General features: G+C 41.2%; 15 protein-coding genes. 13 read left to right on the forward strand and 2 right to left on the reverse strand.

Features of this window, described 5'->3' with window-relative positions:
• Positions 1–275 precede the first annotated feature (275 nt).
• The 8 genes from DXB73_RS11515 (at position 276) to DXB73_RS11550 (ending at position 16,292) form a co-directional block, all read left to right on the forward strand.
• Positions 276–2,594, forward strand: coding sequence for a lectin like domain-containing protein (locus DXB73_RS11515; protein WP_182448238.1), 2,319 nt, complete (start codon positions 276–278; stop codon positions 2,592–2,594).
• A gap of 119 nt (positions 2,595–2,713) precedes the next feature.
• On the forward strand, positions 2,714–3,721 hold the full coding sequence (pta, locus tag DXB73_RS11520; RefSeq protein WP_118691253.1) for a phosphate acetyltransferase: 1,008 nt from the start codon (positions 2,714–2,716) through the stop codon (positions 3,719–3,721).
• Positions 3,722–3,989: 268 nt separating this feature from the next.
• A complete protein-coding gene (locus DXB73_RS11525) occupies positions 3,990–4,805 on the forward strand; it encodes an AraC family transcriptional regulator (RefSeq protein WP_118691227.1) in 816 nt (271 codons plus the stop codon).
• 137 nt (positions 4,806–4,942) lie between these two features.
• Positions 4,943–8,305 (forward strand): family 16 glycoside hydrolase, encoded by a 3,363-nt coding sequence (locus tag DXB73_RS11530; RefSeq protein WP_118691228.1) that lies wholly within the window; start codon positions 4,943–4,945, stop codon positions 8,303–8,305.
• A 14-nt stretch (positions 8,306–8,319) separates the two neighbouring features.
• Complete coding sequence (locus tag DXB73_RS11535) at positions 8,320–9,381, forward strand: hypothetical protein (RefSeq protein ID WP_118691229.1); 1,062 nt, start codon at positions 8,320–8,322, stop codon at positions 9,379–9,381.
• A gap of 98 nt (positions 9,382–9,479) precedes the next feature.
• On the forward strand, positions 9,480–13,526 hold the full coding sequence (locus DXB73_RS11540; protein WP_182448239.1) for a glycoside hydrolase family 2 TIM barrel-domain containing protein: 4,047 nt from the start codon (positions 9,480–9,482) through the stop codon (positions 13,524–13,526).
• A 137-nt stretch (positions 13,527–13,663) separates the two neighbouring features.
• Entirely contained in the window at positions 13,664–14,992 is a 1,329-nt protein-coding gene (locus tag DXB73_RS11545) for an MATE family efflux transporter (protein WP_118691231.1), read from the forward strand.
• Between the two features lie 118 nt (positions 14,993–15,110).
• Positions 15,111–16,292 (forward strand): PucR family transcriptional regulator, encoded by a 1,182-nt coding sequence (locus DXB73_RS11550; RefSeq protein ID WP_022024510.1) that lies wholly within the window; start codon positions 15,111–15,113, stop codon positions 16,290–16,292.
• 141 nt (positions 16,293–16,433) lie between these two features.
• Here the strand turns inward: DXB73_RS11550 and DXB73_RS11555 are convergent, their stop codons facing one another.
• Positions 16,434–17,516 (reverse strand): histidinol-phosphate transaminase, encoded by a 1,083-nt coding sequence (locus DXB73_RS11555; RefSeq protein WP_118691232.1) that lies wholly within the window; start codon positions 17,514–17,516, stop codon positions 16,434–16,436.
• 336 nt (positions 17,517–17,852) lie between these two features.
• On the opposite strand from DXB73_RS11555, the gene DXB73_RS11560 reads away from it, so the two are divergent.
• The 3 genes from DXB73_RS11560 to DXB73_RS11570 all read left to right on the forward strand — a co-directional run bounded on the left by DXB73_RS11560 (position 17,853) and on the right by DXB73_RS11570 (position 20,449).
• Positions 17,853–19,211, forward strand: coding sequence for an MATE family efflux transporter (locus DXB73_RS11560; protein ID WP_182448240.1), 1,359 nt, complete (start codon positions 17,853–17,855; stop codon positions 19,209–19,211).
• Positions 19,212–19,461: 250 nt separating this feature from the next.
• Positions 19,462–19,686, forward strand: coding sequence for a hypothetical protein (locus DXB73_RS11565; RefSeq protein ID WP_118691234.1), 225 nt, complete (start codon positions 19,462–19,464; stop codon positions 19,684–19,686).
• Between the two features lie 166 nt (positions 19,687–19,852).
• On the forward strand, positions 19,853–20,449 hold the full coding sequence (locus DXB73_RS11570) for a 50S ribosomal protein L25 (protein ID WP_118691235.1): 597 nt from the start codon (positions 19,853–19,855) through the stop codon (positions 20,447–20,449).
• A gap of 101 nt (positions 20,450–20,550) precedes the next feature.
• On the opposite strand, the gene DXB73_RS11575 is transcribed toward DXB73_RS11570, so the two are convergent.
• Positions 20,551–21,567 carry an NAD(P)-dependent oxidoreductase gene (locus DXB73_RS11575; protein ID WP_118691236.1) on the reverse strand — a complete coding sequence of 339 codons (1,017 nt, stop codon included), beginning with the start codon at positions 21,565–21,567 and terminating at the stop codon, positions 20,551–20,553.
• Between the two features lie 373 nt (positions 21,568–21,940).
• Here DXB73_RS11575 and DXB73_RS11580 point away from each other — a divergent pair, with 373 nt between their 5' ends.
• Both DXB73_RS11580 and DXB73_RS11585 read left to right on the forward strand, forming a co-directional pair.
• A complete protein-coding gene (locus DXB73_RS11580; protein WP_022025890.1) occupies positions 21,941–22,858 on the forward strand; it encodes an ABC transporter permease in 918 nt (305 codons plus the stop codon).
• 14 nt (positions 22,859–22,872) lie between these two features.
• Positions 22,873–23,790, forward strand: coding sequence for an ABC transporter permease (locus DXB73_RS11585; RefSeq protein ID WP_022025891.1), 918 nt, complete (start codon positions 22,873–22,875; stop codon positions 23,788–23,790).
• Positions 23,791–23,847 lie beyond the last annotated feature (57 nt).

A 23,847-nucleotide genomic window follows, 5' to 3' on the forward strand; every position in this document is an offset into this window, starting at 1 on the left:
CTGCAAAATAGCTATTAGTTTTGTGACATAATAAGCAATATGTGGTTCTTATAGTAACTTTCGGTATGGGAAGTTTTAGTAAAATAATCATTTGCCTATGTAAAATAAATATGGTTACAAGAATGCGAAATGGGTCCAAAAATGAGAAGAGACATAATTTAAACAGATTTTCATGTTATAATAGAAGTATTAAGGGATAGTTTTCGTGTTTGCATGATATAATGAGCAATTATTATGAAATTACGTATGTGATCAGAATGGAAGGAAGGTGGCATATGAAAAAGAAACAAAGAATTGCGGTGTTAGTAGCAATTGCGCTTGCTGTGCCTGGGGTGGGGAATTGGGATCGCCAGGCGGCAGATGCGATGACTGCTGACACCGCACAGAGCTCTGTAGCAGATATAACCAAATTGGCCAATCAAGCAGAGCTATATCATAAAGTATACAAGGAAAATACGGCGGGCCATATTTCCTATTCGCTGCAGGATGATACAGGCAACACGTTATCTAGGTATACATCGTCTGCTGCGGCTAAGAATAAACGCTCCATGGCACTTCCAGTGAGCTATGATCCGCGTGGAACAGAGCAGGAAACGCCAATACGCAATCAGCAGGATACAGGTGCCTGTTGGGCGTTTGGAGCATTAAAAGCGTTGGAATCTGATTGTCTGATGAAGGGGATCTTAACCAAAGATACTGCGGATCTGTCCGAAAATCACTTGGCATGGTACGCCTATCATGCCCTGGATGATACGACCAGTCCATTGTATGGTGATCATATGTCGCGTGACTATGTTTCTGATAGAGCAAGTTATAATAAAGGTGGAAATGCAGATGTTGCACAGGCTGTCTTAGCAAACAAATGGGGGGCTGTGGCAGAGAGTGAGGCTCCCTTTGATACGGCTTCTAATATGGCATCTGTCATGAAAAATGCGGCATCCTCGCTGCGTACACAGTCGTTGATCCAGTTGACAGACTCCGAATGTTATGATCCATATCTGGCAAGCGATATCACATCAAGAAATGAGATCAAGGAAGCAATATTGACGCATGGGGCAATGGATGTGGCGTTGTATTATAATCCGTCCAATCGATATTACAAAGAGACGAATGGTGTGTACGCCAGTTATGCTTACATGGTGGGACCTGATCAGGCGAATCATTGTGTCACAATTGTCGGTTGGGATGATGATTTTAATGATTTTCGTGAGGACGCTCCGGAATCTGGGGCGTGGCTGATTGCAAATAGCTACGGTACCAATTACTCCAAAGATGAAAATGGGTATTTCTGGGTATCCTATTATGATCCATCACTTTGTGAATATTACACATTTGAAGGTGTTTCGGCAGATACCTACCAGACCATCTTTCAATATGATGGCAATGGTTGGAACAATTCGCTTCGTTCACCAGAAGAAGTGAAGACGGCCAATGTGTTTACAGCAGATGGATCACAGCAGTTACAGGCAGTTGCTTTTTATACGGTACAGGAGGATCAGCCATATACAGTAGATATTTATCGTTCTGTATCAGGGAAAGATCCAACCAACGGAACGCAGATCAAAGAAGCGAGTGTGAGTGGCATCTTTGCCAAAACAGGCTATCATACGGTACAGCTTCCGAAAGAGGTTCGCGTTGCAGATGGCGAGAAGTTTTCGGTGGTTATTACATATGCGACCGTAGATGATTCTGCCTGCGTTCCGCTAGAGGGAAAAAATGATCCGCAGAATGGACACTGTTATAGTGCCTCAGCGGGACAGAGTTATACTTATTTCGCGGAAGATGCTAAGTGGTATGACAATACGGCGATATCTGTAGATGATGTGCAATATGATCTGAATAATGCCTGCATCAAAGTATTTGGCAACCCTGCTGACGAACCGGTGGCAACACTAACGCCTACAGCAACACCTACGGTAGCACCTGCGGTGCTGCCGACAACAAAACCATCGACATCAAGCACACCGACACCGACAGCAAAACCATCGACGTCAAGCGCGCCGGCACCGACAGCAAAACCATCGACGTCAAGCACACCGACATCGACAGCAGCACCTTCGGATGCGACAGAACAGCCGAAATGGACGGTTTCACCAAATGCCGGTGGCCGTTATCAGACCAAGATTAAGGCGAAAGCCAAATATACGATCGGAAAAGGTGAGAAGATCACTCTTCCGGTGACTGTTACCGGCGGTTCGGTGCAGGCAGCAGTTAAGTGGACCAGCTCAAATACTAAGGTTGCCAAGGTAACGAATAATGGCGTGGTTAAAGGGTGTAAAAGAGGGACGGCCAAAATCGTTATTCAGACGGTAGACGGCAAGAAAAAGACCATACGTGTCACAGTAAAAAAGGCGCCTAAGAAAATAAAGATTACCGCTCAAAAGGCAAAAATAAAAAAACGAAAAGCATTACAGACAAGGACAATATTAAGCAAGGGGAGTGCGAGTTATAAACTGCGTTTTGTGTCATCCAATAAGAGGATAGCAACGGTAAATAGTGCCGGAAAAATCAAGGCAAAAAGACGAGGGACAGTGTGTATTTATGTATACACGTATAATAATAAAAAGTCTCAAATAAAGATCAAAATTGTTTGAGAAAATCCCTTGACATCGCCCTCATAATGTTAGACAATGGGCATGGTGAATTTAAGGAGTTATGAGAAATTCTCCCATTATAATATTATTAAGTGAAACGAAAGAATGGAGATGATGATGTGTTCGGTTTTGGACAGTTAATAGGAATCTTAAAGAAGAATCCTAAGAAGATCGTATTTACAGAGGGTGAAGATCCACGTATTTTGGAGGCATCTTCACGATTACTTGCAAGCTATTTCCTGCACCCTATTTTGATCGGTGATGAGAAACGTATCGCGGACGCTGCAGAGGAAAGTGGATTTAATATTCGCGGTGCAGAGATCATTGATCCGGAGAAGTTTGACAAGATAGATGAAATGGTGGAGTTATATTGTGAGCTTCGTAAGAAGAAAGGTGTCACACCGGATCAGGCAAGAGAAGTACTGAAGCAGGCTAACTATTTTGGAACAATGTTGGTAAAGATGGGATTTGCAGATGCACTGCTTGGTGGTGCAACATATTCAACAGCAGATACTGTTCGTCCTGCTTTGCAGTTGATCAAGACAAAACCTGGAAATAATTTGGTTTCTTCCTGTTTTATTCTTGTTCGTCCAAGTGCTACCGGTGATAATGAAGTGCTTGCTATGGGCGATTGTGCGATCAATATTAATCCTACGGAAGACGATCTGGTCGAGATCGCAGGAGAAACAGCAAAATGTGCCCGTATCTTTGATGTAGATCCTAAGATAGCATTCCTTAGCTATTCCACACACGGATCCGGTAAGGGCGAGGCAGTAGATAAGATGCGAAATGCAGCACAGAAGACCAAGGAGAAGTATCCGGATCTCCCAATCGATGGAGAGCTTCAGTTTGATGCAGCAGTATCTCCTCGTGTGGCACGCACGAAGTGTCCGGAGTCTACAGTAGCCGGTCATGCGAATACTTTTATTTTCCCAGATATCAGTGCCGGAAATATCGGTTATAAGATTGCACAGCGTATGGGTAATTTTGATGCGTATGGTCCGATTTTGCTTGGACTGAATGCACCGGTTAATGATCTGTCACGTGGTTGCAATGCATCAGAGGTATATTCGATGGCAATCATCACAGCTGCGCTGGCTGACAGCGATCATGGTGAGGAAGCATAATTTAAACAAGCCTTTATGTGTATTATATGATCCATGGGTTTTGCTGAAACGTCGTATTACAAAATGCAATACATCACAAATTAAAATAAAAAATCCTATGTTCCTTTTTTCGTTCTTATTAGAATGGAGGCATACAATTGCCTAGCAAAAAGGAAGATAGGATTTTTTTGTCGGTGCAAATATATACTTATTCATGTATAATAATGATAACTCTCAGAGAAAAATAAATGACGATGAAAGCAGATGAATAGGAGAGGAGAAGGTTATTATGTTTCAGGCGAATTACCCGGTTATTGGAATACAGGAATGTTATCCGGTTTATTTGACCGGAATAGGGATATCAGATCCGGAATTTCACACGCATCGAGAGGAAGGATTAATATCTCATCAAATATTATTTACAATGTCGGGCAAAGGAAAAATAATTGTTGGTGATAAGGAATACACAGCCGGTAAAGGCAGTATTTTTTATGTGGCTTCCGGTGAGCCGCATACATATTATCCAATTGATGGTGACTGGAGGACATACTGGGTGGTTTTTCGTGGAGATTCTTTGGATGCTATGATGGCACGCTTAGGGTTTGGACGTTATGTTGTAAAAACGATCAATGATATTACAGAAGTCAAAAAGCTTTATGAGCAGATTGCGGCTGCTGCAAGAGAACCGGGAGATGGTGCAGGACACTGCTCAATGTTAGTTTATCAATACATTTTGCTTATGCATAAATTATTGATCGTACAACAGGAAAATCGCACAGGAACAGTGGTTGATAATGCCATAATGTATATGGAAAAGAATTATAGAGATGATATTAGTTTGCAGACGTTGGCATCTGTTTGTGGGATATCTACCCAGCATTTTTGTCGGGTATTCCATGACAAAATTGGCATGAGACCGATGGAGTATTTGGCGATGAAACGTATTAGCAGTGCAAAAGTTGCATTACTGGACACAAATGCACCAATCGCACAAATTGGAAAGAGGGTCGGGTATAAGGATGCTAATTATTTTGGAATTGTGTTCAAAAAATATGAGGGAATCTCTCCGAGAGAATATAGAAATAGTCATAATCACATAGGATAAAAAGAATGTAGTAAGCACAACCTATGTACTAATATTTTAAGGGTTTGCAAAATATTTCAGATTGTAAAGAATTAAGGATGACAATTATAATACCTTGTGAGTAGTAAGTATAACATTTTATACGGAAGGAGCAAGGTATGAGAAAAAAATGGGGAAACCGAATAGGTGCCATTGTTTTGGCATGCGCACTTACGATGAATGGATTGCCAGTGCAGTCAATCAGTGCATCGACGCAGAAAGCTTATGCGGCTGCGAAGTCTGAAACGGGGAAACAGGATGTTTCACAGCCCGAAACGAAAATGGGCAATGTTGTTTTGGATGGAAATGATATCGCCGTAAATAATGTGAATGGTCTTACCTATAAAGGCTTTGGTATGCTTAGCGGTAATTCTACCAGTGATCTGCTTATGGATTATAAGGCAGAGCAGCCAAAGGCATATGCGGAGCTTATGCAGTATTTGTTTGGTGGCAATTATCCGATCATGAATCATGTAAAATTGGAAATGGGAAATGATCGTAACACATCAACAGGACCGGAATCTTGCACGAAGAGAACAGAAAAAGAGAAGGCAAATGTGTTGCGCAATCCGGGATGGCAGTTAGCTGCTGATGCTAGGAAGATCAATCCTAAAATCAAAGTGAGTATATTGCGCTGGGAAGCTCCGGTGTGGGCAGGAACGGATGAAAAGATTTATCAATGGTATAAAGAGACAATTTTAGACGCGTACGAAAAGTACGGTTATATGGTCGATTATATTAATCCAAATATCAATGAAAAATGGGATGTGGACAGTGATGTAGCGTTTACCAAAAAATTTGCAAAATGGATCGCGGCAGAAACCAAAGAAACGATTCCGGATGAGAAAGCACTTGCGTTGTATCATAAGATTAAATTAGTTGTTTCGGATGAAGCCGGAACAGCGTCTGATAGCGTTGTGGAGTCCATGAAATCGGACAGTGATTTTTATAATTCGGTAGACGTTGTTGGATACCATTACAGTCCTTGGGATGATTCCAATGGCGGAATGAAATGGCTTGCACAGACCAAAGATAAAGAGGTTTGGAATAGTGAGGCACAGGCTACATTTTCTAATTCAGCATTTCGCCCTGCTAATAATGTAAAAGATCCAACGACAGAAGGAACAGGTCTTGGAGGAACCGGCAGTGCGCTGGAAATGGCAAATACATTTATCAAAGGTTTTGTACAGTCCAGAAGATCACATGTAATCTATCAGCCGGCAATTGGATCATTTTATGAGGGCGCACAGTTTTCTTTCAAGGAATTAGTGAGCGCGCGTGATCCGTGGTCAGGCTGGATCCATTATGATGCCGGATTACTCATGCTTGCACATATAAGCAAATTCGCGGTAACCGGCTGGGAAAATGAGGATAATACAGCAGGAATCTGGCGTGCTGTGCCGCAGGCAAGTAAATGTACTGCAGATGGAACGAATCCGGTAAATGGACGTAACGGCGGAGAGAATTATATGACACTGGCATCTCCTGCCAAGGACAATTTCTCGACAATGATCGTTAATGATAGTGAATATCCAATGGAATATAAGATTCAAACCAAGAATATGAAGCTTGCTGAAGATCAGAATTTGGAAATATGGGAAACACGTGCGGCAGATGACGGTGCTTTTAATGAAAATTATATGAAATGCATCGGTACAACGAAGGCAGATGATAATGGAGTCTATACGGTAAAGGTTAATCCTTATTCTGCCGTGACAGTTACTACGCTGCAAGTTGCAGGAGATGAAGAGCATACAAAGGCTCTTCCTGTCGAAGGTGAAAGAACGGTATTGGATACGGATCGTACCGGAAGTAAACAGGATGTCGACAGCGATTATCTGTATGCAGATGATTTTGAGTATGCTGGGAAGACGGTTCCGGTGCTTGATGGCAAAGGTGGTTTTACCGGTGAGACGGAGGACTATATCCAGTCTCGCGGTGGTGATACCGGTGCAATGGCACGTTATACGCATACCATGAATGGTGCCTTTGAAGTATATAAGACACAGTCTGGTGACCATGTACTGCGTCAGCAGACAGATTTTATAGAGACCGGTGTGGGTGGCAGCTGGAATTCCGGTGCTCCGGTAACCTTGATTGGAGATCTCCGCTGGACAAATTACAAAGCCTCTGTGGATGTCTTATTTGAACGGGAAGATGTTAAAAATTATGCGGCTGTAGCAATACGAGAAATGGGTGGTTCTCATAATATTACATCTGCAAGCGGTTACACATTCAAATTATATCCGGATGGTAAATGGGAATTGTATCGTAAAGCCAAAAAAGTTGTGACCGGTACCTGTGATGCCAAAACACAGTTTGATGCAGGAGCAAATCAGTGGAATACGATCACGCTGGAAGGAAAAGGCAATACGATTAACGCATATGTCAATTATACGCTGGTTGGCAGTTATATAGATGAACAGCCTATCACTGCAGGACGAATAGCGTTAGGAAGTTCCAATGCATATACACAGTTTGATAATTTGGAGGTCAAAAAGCTGGACGGTTATGTACCATATTATACAGAATTGTTAGATAATATGGAACAATATGATCTGTCCGCACAGAAAAACACAAAACTTGAATACAATGACAAATGGTTGCACACGAACGGTCAGGGAATGTATGTATATCAGCGAAGTGTGTCCAAAAATACGGACAATGGAGCAACTCTTACGTATACCTTTACCGGAACAGGATTAGAAATCTTAGGAGAGATGAAAAAGACCTGTACTGTGCAGATGACCGTCGATGGAAATCAGCATGCGAAACAAGAAACACAAAAATCAGCTAATATGAATATGACAGTTGCAGTAACAGATCTTGTTTATGGAAAGCATGTAGTAACTGTAGAGGTATTAGATGGAACAATGGCGGTAGATATGGTTGGCATCTTAGGCGCTAAACATGCACAAAAAGAATCGGATGTTCAGCCAACGAAACGTCCAAACGTTAAACCGACACAGACACCGTCTGTGCATCCAACCGTAAAACCTACAGCAGCTCCGCAGCAAACGCCGAAGGCGGATCGTCCGAACAGCCCGAAAAAGGGAACGAAGGTCAATAAGAATATTGGAGTTTATCAAGTGACTAAGGCGGCAACAATGAAAAAAGCCGGAACTGTTAAGTTGTCCGGTTTGAACAAAAAGTACAAAAAAGCGGCTGCTTTGGTTATACCGGACAAGATCATGATTGGAGCATATCAATATCGTGTTACGGCAATTGGAACGAAGGCGTGTCAGGGCATTAAGGCTTCCAAAGTTACTCTTGGAAAAAATGTGAAAGAGATAGGAAAGTATGCATTCCAAAAAGCGAAAAAGCTCAAGACATTTGTTGTAAAAGGAAAATTAACAAAGGTGTCCCAGAATGCGTACAAAGGATGTAAACACAAAATTAAATTAAAAGGTTCGACTGCAGCAGTGCGAAGAGCGAACCTGAAAAAATTAAAGAAAAGCGGTTATAAAAAATTCAGCCGCTAAAAGGAGGAAAAAATATGAGATTACAAAAAACACACAAAATGATTTTGGCAGGTCTGCTTGCTGTAGCACTGACGATACCGGCAGCTACTGTGGTAAAGACTGTGCATGCGTCAGAAACACAGCTTCCGTTTGCTCAGAGTGAGGATGGAACAGTTCACGAAACCAGTTTTGATCTGGCGAGGGTATCTGACGAAGAGGAGTTAAGCAGCTATGAAAAAGACAATGGAAAGCATTGGGTTAAATTATTTTCAAAATTTGATGGAGAAAAAAATATTTTGGACGATGCACAGTTACCGGATGATACTGCGAAAGTAAAAGTAGTGTTTGACATTACAAATTATGATCTGGATAAAGCATATCCGCTTACTTGGGCAACAGGTATCGGAGGATGGGCATCTGGTAAGCCAACAGGGGTAACCATTGACCAGAGTGGTACTTATGAAGCAATACTTGATTTTGCTAGTGAGACCGATGGAATTGGAAAGACGATTTCAAGTGCTGATATTAGTGCGGCGTCTATCCAGCTTGTATTCCAACTGGGAGAGGCAAAGCAGGAAGACATCGCAAATGTAAAGAAGATTCATGTAAACTTTAAGGCATGCTATGCATATAGCGCATCCGATGAGGTGAAGGCAGCTCCGGTAGTACCAATTGTTGATGTTACACCGACTCCGGTTCCGACAACACCACAAGAAACAACTGCACCGACACCTGGGAATACAGCAACACCAACGGCAACACCTGACACCAACAGCAAAAAGGTTATTCCAATTTCTAAAAAAACAAATAAAGCAAATGTTGTAAAGAAGATCAAAGCAACGAAAAAAACAGTTGTGATCAAAAAAGGAAAAACCAAGAAAGTAACATTTAAGCTGACAACAGCACTCAAAAATACGAAAACAACAGATAAGATCAAAAGTGTAAAATTATCTGGAAAAAACAAGGCTAAAGTACTGAAGAAAACCTTAGGGAAAAAGACTTGTACGATTAAAGTAAAAGGTGTTAAGAAAGGCAAAAGTGTTCTGAAAATTAAGATTGGAAAGAAACAAGCGAAGGTAACGATCAAGGTAGTATAGTGTAACACGAAAATAGAAATAAATTGCAAACAAGCCCGGCTATTTAGTCGGGCGTTTGCAGATATATAAGATGATGTATGTCAGAATGGAGGATTAGGATGAAAAAAATATGGGGAAAGCGAATAGGCACCGGTGTACTTGCAATATCGCTGATGCTTAGCAGTTTACCGACACAATTGTCGATTGCATTACCACATAAGGCAAAGGCGGCGGATACAGAGTTTAAGAGTGAGGCATTTGATTACGGAAAACTGCCGGATTCTACGGCAGCTAAGATTACGAGGAAATCTCTTACCGGCAGAGAATGGACAGGAGAGGATAATAATTTAGATATTACTTCGGTGAATACATTGCCGGATAGTTCTAATTTGGTTCCGTATGCAGATATTGCATCTGCATATGCCGGTGCCAAAGATTATGCAAGAGACAAGTCGTCGTATTACCAGTTACTTACCGGAGAGGGACAGGACTGGGATCTGACCGTATTTGATAATCCGGCAAAAGCAGAAGCAGCCGGTGCATTCCAAAATACGAACTATAAGATGGATGCGAAAGACGGCTGGAAAAAGGTCACTCTTCCGGCCAGCTGGACAAGCTATGGATTCGATCACTCAATCTATACGAATTCAGCGATGCCATTTGAAGAAAGTACAGAGTTTCCATTGGCACCAACGAAGAAAAATCCCGTGGGTCTTTATCGTAAAACTTTCAAGGTGAAAGATTCTATGCTGCAAAAGAATGGAAAGGTTTATATCACTTTAGGTGGAGTGGAGTCGGCATATTATCTATATATTAATGGAAAGGAAATCGGTTATAGTGAGGATAGTTATGATCCACACACATTTGATATTACAGATGCATTGAATGATCCGGGCAAGGAGAATGTACTTGCCGTAAAGGTATATAAGTTCTGTGATGGAACATGGATGGAAGATCAGGACATGATTTATGATGGCGGAATCTTCCGTGATGTATATTTGACAAGTACACCTACGGTGCATGTACAGGACTATACGTTGACGACAGATTTGTCAGACGATTATTCTACAGCTGATCTTAAGGTGAAAATGCAGACGATCAATGATGCTGCAACAGAATCATCGAACATGGCAGCGCAGCTTAATTTGTATGATGATCAGGGAAATTTATGCGCCACAACGCAGGAAGATATTGCAGCAATCGCATCCGGTAAACAGACGGAGACGTCACTGCAGATGCAGATTACAGATCCAAAACTTTGGGACAGTGATCATCCAAACCTGTATACAATGGTATTATCTTTGTATGATAAAAGCTCCAAACTTCATTACGAAAGTGTGAGTCAAAATGTAGGATTTCGTAAGTTGACTTTTACATCGACAAAAGTGACAAATGATGGAAAGTATAACAATGCAACCGACCATTATGATACCGTTAAATTAAATGGGAAACGACTTCTTATCAAAGGCGTGAATCGACATGACACCGATCCGGAAACCGGCAAATATATTTCCAAAAAGGTGTATGAAAAAGATATTATGTTGATGAAACAGAATAATATCAATGCAATCCGTACATCGCATTATCCAAATGATGATTATATGTATTATCTATGCGATAAATATGGACTGTACCTGATGTGCGAATCGAATAATGAATCGCATGCATTGATCACAGATGAGGATGCAATAGCAACGCTTGAAAAGGCTGCAATGACAAGACAGACTGCTTCGTACGAAAGATTTAAGAATACGACGAGTAACTTGTTCTGGTCTATTGGTAACGAAAGCTCTCAAGGATGGACACAAAGAGATGGTAATTATGCTAACGGCGCATTTGCTCATATGGTGCAGTATTTTAAGGATCGCGACGATAGCAGAATGGTTCACTATGAAGGTATGAGTGGTGGAGACAAAGGTTCTACGGCAATTGATATGATAAGTCATATGTATTATACACCGGACAGCATTATCGGTTATGGTACAAGTAAGAGTCAAATGCCGTTCTTGCTGAATGAGTATGATCATGCAATGGGTAATGCGGTCGGCAATTTAAGCGATTATTGGGATGCGATCCGCAAATATGATAGTATGCTTGGGGGCTTTATTTGGGATTGGGTGGATCAGTCCAGAAAAGTCAAGATCGGAGAAAAAGATTGGAATTATTATAGCAGTAAAGATGCTCATCAGAGCGGTTTGAATCAGTTAGATGGATACTTCCTGGGATACGGTGGTGACTGGGGCGACACCGGTGGAGACGAAAACTTCTGCCAAAATGGTCTTGTGTCTGCAGATCGCGACCCACAGCCAGAGTTGAAGGAAGTGAAATATCAATACCAGAGCTTTTGGTTTAAATCCGATCAGGATAAGTTGACAAATAATGAATTAACGGTAAGCAACGAAAGTATTTCTGCAAAATTGTCCGAGTATGATGTGACATGGGCATTGCAGGAAAATGACCGGATCATTTCACAGGGAACACTGAATGATGAAGTTCTTCCGAAAGAGGAGAAAAAGATCACGGTTCCTTATGTGATGCCGGAACAGCTTAAGTCTGGTGCAGATTATTATCTTAATATTCATGTAAAGACAAAAGAAGATTCAGACTGGGCGAAGGCAGGTTACGAAGTTGCATATGCGCAATTCACCATTGATGCTAAAAGTACAAAAGTGGCACATACTTTGAATGGAAAGAATGTGCAGATCAAGAAGCAGAGCCATTATTTTATAGTATCCGGCAAAGACTTTCGGTTCAAATTGAATTTGGATACGGGATTACTGGAGTCCTATTATTACAAAGACCAATTGCTCATGAAGGAAGGTCCGAAGCCTAATATTTCCAGAGCAAAGCTTGACAATGATTCTTCTCATTTCAAGGATATAATGAGTTATCTGACATTAGATGGGGAACCAACGGTGGGAAAGAGTACAGATGGTAATTATATGCTTACCACGAAATGGAATTCTTCCTATCTGTTGGACAGCAAAACAAAGACTCCGGGAACGATAGAAATGAGTTATTTGATCGAAGATACTGGGGCGGTAACGGTACGTATGAAACTCGACTTTACGAAAACAAAAGTCAAAAAGTTTATTAAAGTTGGAACACGATTGTCGCTTGCGAAAGGGACAGAAAATGTCTCTTGGTATGGAAATGGTGATGATGAAAGTTACTGTGACAGACAGACTTATACGAGGGTAGGAGCATATACTTCTACGGTTAATAAGATGTTCTATCCATTTGCAAAACCTCAAGATTGTGGGAATCTGACAGGTGTGAAATGGATCCGTCTTGACAATGAAACAAATGGAACCGGAATGTTGATCTGTGGCAATGAGGATGTCAATGCATCTGCTTTGCATTTTATGACGGAGCAGCTCGACAAAGCAAAACATGTTAACGAGTTAAAGCCACTTACCAAAACGTTTGTCACTGTCGATGCTGCAGTTAGCGGAACGGGTAATGCGTCTTGTGGATTTGATACGTTGGATCCATACCTGGTGAAAAACAATAAAGTGTATGACTATCGTTACACATTGGTACCTGTCAGCAATACGGATGACAGCATGACTGTTGGTAAGGAGTACAGGGATCAGTCATTTGATATGGATCAGGTTTCTTATGAAAAAGTTGATCCGGTGGTGACAGACGGAGAGCCTGCAGCTGATCCGGTCGATGAGGATGAAGCAATTTTGAATCCGCCGAAAGAAGATGATAACAACGGTGGAAATAATAGTGGCAGTAATACTGGAAACAATACCGGAAATAACACTGGAAATACTGGAAACAATAATACCGGTAATAACGGTGGCAGCATAAATAATGCCGGGAAAAATCCGGGCACAAAACAAACTGCTAAAGCTCCGAAGAAGGTTACGAAGATCAAAGTGAAGAAGCTGAAAAAGGCATTATCACTTCGCTGGAAGAGTCAGAAAAATGTGACCTATCGTATTGCGTACAGTACAAGTAAAAAGAAACTGTCAAAGATAAAGAACGGAAAACTCAAAGCTGTAAAGGGAACGAAGGTTATCAAGGTGACAAGCGCCAAAAAGACCATTAAGAAATTGAAAAAATCTAAGAGATATTATTTTAAGATTTGCGCTGTCAGTAAAAAAGGAAAAAATATTGGTAAGTGGTCCGGTGTCGTTTCGGCAAAGACGAAATAATGTTGTGAATTTCGTATCATGATACGGTAAAATTTGAGAAGATACCTTAGAAACAGATGATTTTTAGGAGTCCTTCTGTTATAATGAGTCAGGCGCAGTGAGCGTTACTCTTTATAACAGAAAGGACTCATTTTGTTATGAATGAAACATTTATGAAAGAAAAACCGGTATTTTCATTGTTGGTATCGATGGCATTTCCCATGGTGATATCGATGCTTGTCAATTCTTTATATAATATTGTGGATAGTTATTTTGTCGCTAAGATCAGTGAAGATGCGATGACGGCGCTATCGCTCGTATTTCCGGTACAGAATTTTATCAATGCTGCCGGTATTGGTTTTGGCGTTGGAATGAATGCGGTTATCAGTTTTTATTTGGGTGCAAAGGATTATGAAAAAGCAGATATGGCAACGACGCAGGGACTGCTTTTATCGGCAGTGCACGGTGTGCTTTTGACCATAGTTAGTATTGAGATCATGCCGTTTTTTTTGCGTTTATTTACCAGATCAGAAGCGGTTGCAGCTTTAGGAATACAGTATTCCGATATTGCATTTTCTTTTGCTTTGGTTGTCTCGCTCAGCATGGCATTTGAGAAGATCTTTCAGGCAGTGGGGCGTATGAAAGTGACAATGATCAGTTTGCTGATCGGCTGCTGCACCAATATTGCATTAGATCCTGTCCTGATTTTTGGACTGGGATTTTTTCCGAAAATGGGGATCAGAGGTGCTGCGCTTGCTACGGGGATCGGACAGGTATTAACGCTGTGCGTTTATTTCGTAATCTGTAAAATACGGCCATTGTCGGTACATGTGAGAAGAAGTTATTTACGGCCGGATAAACATATGGTTGGAAAGTTGTACGCGATCGGCATTCCTGCGACTTTAAATATGGCGTTGTCTTCCGTGTTGATCTCTGCACTGAATGCAATTTTGGCAGTGTATTCCGAAGCCTATATTTTAGTACTTGGGATCTATTATAAGCTGCAGACATTTTTATATCTGCCGGCGAATGGCATTATCCAAGGGATGCGTCCGCTGATCGGTTATAATTACGGTGCGGGAGAACACAAGCGTGTGAAAAAGATCTTTGAACTTGTTCTTGTAATGAATGGTTTGATCATGTTAGGTGGAACGGTGATCTGCATGACGATCCCGGCAACTTTAATGGGACTGTTTACGCATACTCCGGAGACGATCCGTGTTGGAGAAACGGCACTTCGATTGATCAGTGCAGGCTTTCTAACATCTGCGATCTCTGTGACAGCCTCCGGGGCATTAGAAGGATTAGGGAAAGGAATGCAATCGTTAGTAATCTCGTTGTGCCGTTATATTGTGATCATTATTCCGGCAGCGATGTTGTTGAGTTACGCAATAGGAGCGACGGGAGTATGGCATGCGTTTTGGATTGCAGAAGGATTGACGGCGATCATCTCTATGTTAGTATTTCGGCATTGCAAAGCATATTAACCCAAGGTATAATATTTTCAAAATGACACCAAGGCGGACAAAATGCGAATATGATTCGCAATGCACAGATATGCCTAATGATTGGAAGTATAAGATTGTATAGGCGTGGAGGATAGTTATGATTCAGATTAGCGAGATTTTGGAACTGTCCCTATTTAAGGACTTTAAGATAATATGTGGGGAAAAATACCTTAATAATTTAGTGAATGCGACGGTTATTTTGGAGTATGAGAGCAGCCGGATAGATTATGAAGGATATGGTTATGGATATTTTGTACTGTTATCCTATTTCTTTGCTGATTCTGATCCGGAATTGGTCAATGGGACACTCCGTACCTTGATCCAAAAGCAGGTATCCGGTATTGCAATTAAGATTCCGCCGGATCGGGAACTGCCGGAAGATATTATCAAGTTAGCGAAATTGTATCATGTACCGTTGTTTTCTTTTTATGAGCAATTTATGGAAGATCTGATCATATGTATCAATGAGTCGATGAAGACGCGTGCGCAGTATGTTATTGCAGAGGAAAAATTAAATTCTATTGTGAACGAAAAACATAAACCGTCTACCGTAGAAAAAATTGCATTGGAGATCAATCCGCACTTTCATCCGAGTATTATTACGGCAAATATTACATCGAGGGATATGTCGAACAACTTGAAGATCCATACATATTTTGACAAGTTAATGTACCGTCAGTATCGTGACACAAAAGTACACGATTATTCTTTTGTAAAGATGGGGCATGGCATTATGCTGATCTGTTCTTATCAGGAAGATAATATACCGGAGGATTATCAGAATATGCTGCATCATATTAATGATATATTGGTAGAGGCGGGTTTTTTACCTGAGTCGTATCATATTGGTATTTGTGATGAAATTTTGCCATTAGATCGCTTGAATGAGGCTATCATTAAATCAAAAAATGCAAATATCGTCGGACAGTTTTTCGAGCAGACGGATACAGCGTATTCCCAGATCGGAATTTACAAATATGTTATGTCGCTTGTAAATAATCCGATGCTATACCATGAGGTAGAGGAAAGCGTATCCATTTTGCAAAAGTATGATGCATCTCATGATGTCAATTTATTGGAAACCGTTATTTCTTATGTCAAAAATAATGGTGATTTTGCAAAGACGTCGGAGGAGTTGTTTCAGCATAGTAATACAGTGCGCTATCGCATTCGCAAAGCAGAACAGTTACTGGGATTGCCGGATTTTGCTACGGCAGAAGAGATGGCATTGATCATTCGCTGTTATTTACTGCATAATGTAATGACGTTGAATGATTGACTTAGCCGAACGGTGTGATTATATAACCATCAAAGATAAGCTGAACGGCAAAGCTTCTTTTACGAAAGAATTAAAAGCAGCTTGCAAGGTACAAAATCATACCTTGCAAGCTGCTTTTGTGATGCTGATCTTTCCCGAATTTTATTTGAGAATTTCTTTCATAATTTTTAAGAATTTTTCGTTCATTTCCGGTTTACCAAGGCTGACACGGTTCATACCTACATGAACACCGATCAACACATCCTGCTCTTCCAATTTGGTATAAACTTCCATTGTATCGATCGGAGCCTTAAACAGTATGAAATTAGCCTGTGAATCATAAACGCGGCAGCCCAGATCGCAGAGAGCCTTAGTGACTTTCTCACGCTCCTTCGCATTGATGTCGTGTACCATAGAGACATGCTCCTGGTCCTTCGTAGCTGCAGCAGCAGTTTTCTGACCGATGAAGCTTACATTCCAAGCATTGCTGGATTTACCGAAATGATCCGTCATGTCCGGACTTGTGATCACATAGCCGACGCGAAGTCCTGCCATACCGTAGATCTTAGAAAATGTTCTCATGATAATGAGCGGCTGATCGATTTCTTCTTTGATCAGCTTCATCATACTGTAACTATTTGGGTCATCGACAAATTCCATATATGCTTCATCAATTACAGTAATGACATGCTTTGGAACCTTACGGATAAATGCCTCCAGCTTAGCAGAGTCGATGAAAGTTCCTGTTGGATTGTTAGGATTTACGACAACTAAGATCTTCGTTTTGTCAGTAATAGCTGCCAACATAGCGTCTAAGTCATAGTTCATATTATCATCCAAAGGAACAGCGACCGGAACGGCACCATAATCATTGGCAACATCACGAAATGCCTCATAACTTGGATCACCAAATACGAATTCATCACCTGGATTAATGAAAAGTTCTCCAAGCATATTGATCATTGCACTGGATCCGGGACCAACGGCGATATTTTCAAATTTAAGGCCATACAATTCGGCAAGATTCGTTTTAAGTTCTACAGAGAACCAATCCGGATACACATAAGGAGTTTTTATTGCTTCCTCTAATGCGGCCTGTGATGCCGGTCCCAAACCATAAGGACTTTCGTTATAATTGAGACGGTACACATGAGGTGGTGTAGAGCTGCTCTTCTGGCGGGCTGCTCGTAAACTTTCCGGTTTTACCTGCATTGGCTCTCTAAGTAATTCTACATATTTCTGCATAATCAACACTCCTTTTTAGTCATAAATTCTGGGTCAACGTGTTCTGTGTGAGGTCATGCTTTGATTTGCTTATGACTGCTATGCCCTGCATTCTAATACGATTAAGATAGAAAAGCAATGTAAAAATTACAAAAAAAATCCATTTTTTTTTCAATATTTACATTTTTTTGGCATTTTTTCCAAAACATTTGACTTTTTATGAGTGCCTACTTACAATTAGCAATTATCAGAACACAAGATATATGTAGTTTCGGAATCGTTATATAAAAATGCAGCCGAAATAACTCGTTTTGAGAAGACTCCGAGAGTACATTTCTTAAGAATGGAGGAATGAATATGCAAGAGACGACAGCACGAGTTCAGTTTGACAAAAAATATCTGATTGCATTAGTTTTGCCATTAGTTATTGAACAAGTTTTAGCAGTTACTGTAGGCATGGCTGACATGATCATGGTGTCGGGTGCCGGGGATACCGCAGTATCCGGTGTATCCCTTGTCAATACGATCAGCAATTTGTTGATCTACATATTTAATGCACTAGCAACCGGTGGCGCAGTAGTAGCGGCACAGGCGTTAGGTGCCAAGAAGAAAAAGACTGGTCAGATTGTTGCTAATCAGCTTGTACTGATCTGCCTGATCGTATCCGTTGTCATATCGGCAGTGTGTATCGTATTTGACCGTGCGATCTTATCATTAATTTATGGAAAGGTTGATCAGGCCGTTATGGATCAGGCCGTTACTTATTTCTTTATTACGGGTTTCTCTTTTCCTTTTATTGCGGTATATGACGGAGCATCTTCTTTGCTTCGATCAATGGGAAAGGCATCAATATCCTTGTTTGTATCTGCGATTATGAATGGTTTGAATATTTTATTTAATGCAATATTCGTATTTGGTTATAATATGGGAATCGCAGGTGTTGGATACGGTACTCTGATCTCGCGCGTGGTAGCAGGTATCGTTGTTGTATTTATTCTGCGCAATGAAAAATACGATCTTCATATCGACAAGTATTTTCGATTTGGCTGGGACGGTCAGATTATAGGCAAAATACTAAGGATTGGTATTCCGAGTGGTATTGATAATGGTATGTTCCAGATCGGCAAACTGTTTACACAGAGCTTGATCACCAGTTACGGAACGGCGGCGATCGCAGCCAATGCGACCGGAAGTACGATCGAGCTGTTAGCTACAATTCCGGCTGCGGCAATGGGATTAGCGCTCACAACTGTTGTCGGCCAGTGTGTTGGGGCAGGCGACTATCAGTCGGTGAAAGAGTATTCTTGGAAGTTAATGAAATGGGCATATGTGATGTTATGGGGATTGAATATCGTCATCATCTTTATGACACCAACAATTGCAAGCTGGTACAATCTGTCTGCGGAGGCAGATCACTTAGCACGTATTTTAATCTGGTATCATAGTGCCTGCTGTATGGTGATGTGGCCGGCAGCGTGGACATTACCATCAATTTTGCGTGCGGCAGGTGATGTCAAGTTTGTCATGGTCAGCTCCATTATCATTATGTGGGTATTTAGAATTGGTTTGGCCTATGTGATCGGTGGATTGATGCAGCCAATGGGACTTGGCGTCTGGGGCGTTTGGATCGCCATGACGATCGACTGGTTTGCAAGATGCGTCTGCAATGCATGGCGATTAAAGAGCGGCAAATGGAAACGCGGTGCAGTTATTTAATAACGCAGACTACTATGCGCTTCATAGATTGTTTTTTATGTCAAAGAATACTACACATTTTGCAGCCGGACAAAGTAATACAATAATAGTATCTTAAGAATAAAAAAATAACGGAACAGCAGTTCTTTGTTAGTTAAAAAGCACCTTTTTTGGAAGATGAATCTTTGGATTTAGTCTTTCTGGAGGGTGCTTTTTATTTGTAGAGATCATTATATGTGAAAAGTCAAATATGCAAGCCATAAATTGAAAAATGAAGAAAACAGTCAACCAGTTAGGCGAGAAAGACAAGCTGGAAATCAAAAAATTGAAAAAACAGTCAACCAAGAGGGCGAGAAAAGCAAGCTGGAAATCAAAAAATCGAGAAAACAGTCAACCAAGAGGGCGAGAAAGGCAAGCTGGAAATCAAAAAAATGAGAAAACAGTCAACCAAGAGGAAAATGAAGTAAATTATGTTTGGCTGTGGCATGCTGTATGAGAGAATATGAGAGAATTTGCTTGGTCAGATTTGACAAAATCGAAAAAAAGTGCTAAACCATAGTTGCAACTAAAAAACATAACATGAGAAACGAAACGCCAATTTAATATCGACATTCCGCAAACTTCCCTATGTTATCGATTTGTATGAATGGAGGAACAGACAAATGACTACTTTAAAAGTACAAAGAAGAAACATGGAAACTAAGGCAAAGAAACTCAGAAGAGAGGGCTATGTGACAGGCAATCTGTTTGGCAAGGAATTTGAAGGCTCAATACCGTTGCAGATTGAAAAGGGCGAAGCTGATCGTATTCAGAGAGAGTGCATGAAAGGAAGTCAGTTGTACTTAGAGCTGGAAGGCACGACTTATGATGTATTGATCAAAGAGTTAGATTTTAATGCGCTGGATCATCAGATTTTGGAAATGGATTTTCAGGCTTTGGTCAAAGGTGAAAAAGTACATTCTGTTGCAGAGGTAATTTTGCATAATAAGGAGAAAGTTCCAGAGGGTATTTTGGAGCAGCATCTGGAGGAGATCGCATATAAGGCCACACCAGAAAATCTGGTTGAGAAGATTGAGATTGACTGCACTGGTATGCACATTGGAGATGTACTTACTGTCGGCGATCTTGCGATTGCAAAGGACGGAAAGGTTGATATTCAGACGAGTTTGGATGCACCGGTTGTAAGCGTTGTAGCAGGTCGGAATGATACTGTAGAGGATGAAGAGGAAGCTGTTGCAGAAGAGACAGCAGAAGCATAATTCATGAGCTTGTAAACGGAATAATAAGATTATTTAACAGGGGATGTGGCATTTATGCCACATCCCCTGTTAGCTGTTTCTATGCTTTGTGATAAGGGTGTTTATTTATTGATCACGGATACAGGTTCTCCCCGTAGATATGCCTTAAAATTATCAATGGCAATATCAATAGCACGTAAGCGTGACGCGCGGGTAAGCCATGCAATATGAGCTGTAATTGCAGCATTGTCCTGATGCAGCAGAGGGTTGTCTCCCTTTGGAGGTTCATCCCGTATTACGTCCAAACCGGCGCCGTATACTTTGCCGGATTGCAGAGCATCGACCAAAGCTTCCTCGACGATCAAGCCACCGCGTGCTGTATTGATCAGGATCGTACCATCCTTCATCTTGGCAAAGGCATCAGCATCAAACGTATCCTCCGTGGAAGGTGTTAGTGGTGCATGAATGGAAATAACATCACTTTCCGCTAACAGCGTATCGAAATCAACCTGCTCAATAAAGTCATATTTCGGATCTGTCTTTTTGTGGCGGGAGTAGCTGATCACACGCATGCCAAATCCCTGCGCCATCTTGGCAAAGGCAAAACCAATCGCTCCCAGACCAAAGATACCACACGTTTTACCGTACAATTCAATCTGCGGTGTTAATACACGGCCAAAGGTTTCATAATCTTCTTTGGTGGCATGTGCCCAATCAACACGTTTGACATCTTTGGAATGAAGATCCACGTGATGACATACTTCCATAAGAAGTGCCCATGCATATTCCGCAATAGTCTGTGCACCATAGATGGTGTTGGTGATCACCATCCCCTTTTCCTTTGTCATAGGAACATCAAATTCGCCAAAACCATGACCAAGTGTTGCAACATATTTGAGATTAGGATGTTTGCTTAAGAATTCTTCATTTATATTGCTGCCGTTGACCCACACGCCGATAGCAGCGTCGGCATCTGCGATGACGGGATGAAGTTCTTCATTGCTGGGATAGCCGTCAAAATGCTTGATTACCAGCTCATCGACTTCCGGTAATTCTTTTAACAGGTTCCACTTTAAGTCCATATCTTCTTTTGTAATGTCCGGCTGAAGCACCGGCTCCGGGATAACTACAACTTTCATAATAAGCCTCCATTCCTTATATCCACTTGCATGAGCAGCGGATACATTTTCGTGAAATCCAAATGTATATTATATTGGATTGATTAACATATTAATTCAGTCAATAGCAAATCATATGGGAAAGAATAAGAGAAGTTCGTAAAAAAGTCAATCCATTTGAAAAAAATACGTAAAATTTGGAATCTGAACAAGTTTGTTTGTAAAAATTACAAAAAACGTCAGTTTTTGTTGACACCGCTTTGGATAAATGATAAAAATGTGCTTGTGTGAGAGATGCAAAGCAAAAATTTAATAGTAAGATCATAACGGCAAAGGCGCTGACAAAAAAGTCCCTTTGCCGTTTTCTTTTTGCAAAAGAAAGGAGTGGATGTATATGGTCAAATACATAATAAAGCGTGTGCTGCTCGGTATATTAACCTTATTCGTATTGATCGCGATCACATTCGCAATGACCAAGGTTATGCCGGGAAGTCCGTTACAATCCAAAAATATATCCGGTGATGTATTGAAAAAGATGGAAGCAACTTATGGATTAGACAAACCGCCGGTAGAACAGTTCATTATATATTGTAAGAACTTGCTGCATGGCGATATGGGAACCTCTTATAAGAAGGTTGGTAAATCCGTAAATGAGATCATCGCACAGACAATGATGCCAACGTTGCAGCTTGGTATTGTAACTTTTGTATTAGTATTAGTGGTTGGTGTCAGTTCGGGAATCCTGATGGCACGAGCGAAGAGTAACGCAGTAAAAGGTGTTTGGCTATCGGCATTGACCTTTGGTGTCAGTGTTCCAAACTTTATCGTAGCATTGCTTCTTCTTATTATATTCGGTGTAGAACTGAAGATGTTCCCTGTGCTTGGTCTTACAACACCAATGCATTATGTGCTTCCGGCTATCGCCCAGGGATTGTATCCGATCTCAGCAGTTGCCAGACAGACACAGAATAGTTATGAAGAAGTTGTTAAGCAGGATTACATAACGATGGCAAAGGCGAAGGGAATCAGCAAACGGACATTATTGTTCCGGCACATTCTTAAAAATGCGATGCTTCCGGTCATTACCTATATGGGACCGATGATTGCATTCTTATTAACAGGTAGCGTCGTTATCGAACAGATCTACACAATACCGGGTATTGGTAAAGAATTCGTATCAGCGATCACCAACCATGATTATACGGTGGTTATGGGAATTACGATCTTTATCGGTGCGATCATTATTATATGTAACTTGTTATCCGATCTGATCTGTGCGGTCGTTGATCCTAGAGTCCGCAAAACATTGTAAAGGAGGGAACGCGTATGGATGCCATGGAAACAAAATTATTTCGTAAATTAGATGATGATGAAAAAAACGACGAGTTTATTGCTGTAGAGAGCAGAACGTTCCTTCAGTCGGTATGGCATGATTTTACCGGAAATAAGAGAGCTGTAGCTGGGGCGATCATTTTGATCATTGTTGTATTGATGGCGATTTTCGGACCGATGATGTGTAAATATTCTTATGCCGAACAGAATATGTCACTGAGAAATGCAAGTCCCAGCATGGATCATTGGTTTGGTACTGATCGAATGGGAAGAGACATTTTTGTACGAATCTTATTCGGTGCAAGGATCAGCTTAGCAGTTGGTTGTTTGGCAGCCGTGATCAATCTGATCGTCGGTACGATCTATGGTGGTATCGCAGGATATGTTGGTGGTAAGGTCGACATGGTCATGATGCGAATCGTAGATATTATTTATTCGGTACCGGCAATGCTTTACATTGTATTGATCATGTTGATCTTTGGGGCAAGCGTGATTAGTATCATGCTTGGTATATCGATCACCTGTTGGATCGATATGGCGCGTATCGTAAGGCAGCAGGTCAAGAGTTTGAAAGAACAGGAATTTACGATGGCAGCGTTTGTGTTAGGTGCAAGCCCAAGTCGTATCCTGATCAAACATTTGCTGATCAATACGATGGGACAGATCATTGTTACGGTAACTTTGATGGTGCCGCAGGCAATCTTTACCGAGGCTTGGCTGAGTTTCTTAGGTGTCGGCATTTCCGCACCGATGGCAAGCTGGGGTACTTTAGCACAGGATGCAAGACAGTTGATCATGACATATCCGATGCAGACGGTATATCCAATGATTGCAATTTGTATCACGATCTTCTCGTTCAACTTCGTTGGTGAGGGATTAGAAAAGGCGTTGGATCCTAAGAGAAAACGTTAAGCAATTTGTCTGGTGTCCTATATGTTGGACAGTATATAACGTGTCCGAGATTTTGGA

It is taken from the genome of Clostridium sp. OM05-6BH, from assembly GCF_003481635.1.
Classification (GTDB): Bacteria; Bacillota; Clostridia; order Lachnospirales; family Lachnospiraceae; genus Butyribacter.

Excerpts from the sequence above, each read along its gene's own strand:
- DXB73_RS11515 (WP_182448238.1), top strand. The coding sequence starts at position 276 with ATGAAAAAGAAACAAAGAATTGCGGTGTTAGTAGCAATTGCGCTTGCT.
- DXB73_RS11525 (WP_118691227.1), top strand. The coding sequence starts at position 3,990 with ATGTTTCAGGCGAATTACCCGGTTATTGGAATACAGGAATGTTATCCG.
- DXB73_RS11530 (WP_118691228.1), top strand. The coding sequence starts at position 4,943 with ATGAGAAAAAAATGGGGAAACCGAATAGGTGCCATTGTTTTGGCATGC.
- DXB73_RS11535 (WP_118691229.1), top strand. The coding sequence starts at position 8,320 with ATGAGATTACAAAAAACACACAAAATGATTTTGGCAGGTCTGCTTGCT.
- DXB73_RS11540 (WP_182448239.1), top strand. The coding sequence starts at position 9,480 with ATGAAAAAAATATGGGGAAAGCGAATAGGCACCGGTGTACTTGCAATA.
- DXB73_RS11545 (WP_118691231.1), top strand. The coding sequence starts at position 13,664 with ATGAATGAAACATTTATGAAAGAAAAACCGGTATTTTCATTGTTGGTA.
- DXB73_RS11550 (WP_022024510.1), top strand. The coding sequence starts at position 15,111 with ATGATTCAGATTAGCGAGATTTTGGAACTGTCCCTATTTAAGGACTTT.
- DXB73_RS11555 (WP_118691232.1), bottom strand. The coding sequence starts at position 17,516 with ATGCAGAAATATGTAGAATTACTTAGAGAGCCAATGCAGGTAAAACCG.
- DXB73_RS11560 (WP_182448240.1), top strand. The coding sequence starts at position 17,853 with ATGCAAGAGACGACAGCACGAGTTCAGTTTGACAAAAAATATCTGATT.
- DXB73_RS11565 (WP_118691234.1), top strand. The coding sequence starts at position 19,462 with ATGAAGAAAACAGTCAACCAGTTAGGCGAGAAAGACAAGCTGGAAATC.
- DXB73_RS11570 (WP_118691235.1), top strand. The coding sequence starts at position 19,853 with ATGACTACTTTAAAAGTACAAAGAAGAAACATGGAAACTAAGGCAAAG.
- DXB73_RS11575 (WP_118691236.1), bottom strand. The coding sequence starts at position 21,567 with ATGAAAGTTGTAGTTATCCCGGAGCCGGTGCTTCAGCCGGACATTACA.
- DXB73_RS11580 (WP_022025890.1), top strand. The coding sequence starts at position 21,941 with ATGGTCAAATACATAATAAAGCGTGTGCTGCTCGGTATATTAACCTTA.
- DXB73_RS11585 (WP_022025891.1), top strand. The coding sequence starts at position 22,873 with ATGGATGCCATGGAAACAAAATTATTTCGTAAATTAGATGATGATGAA.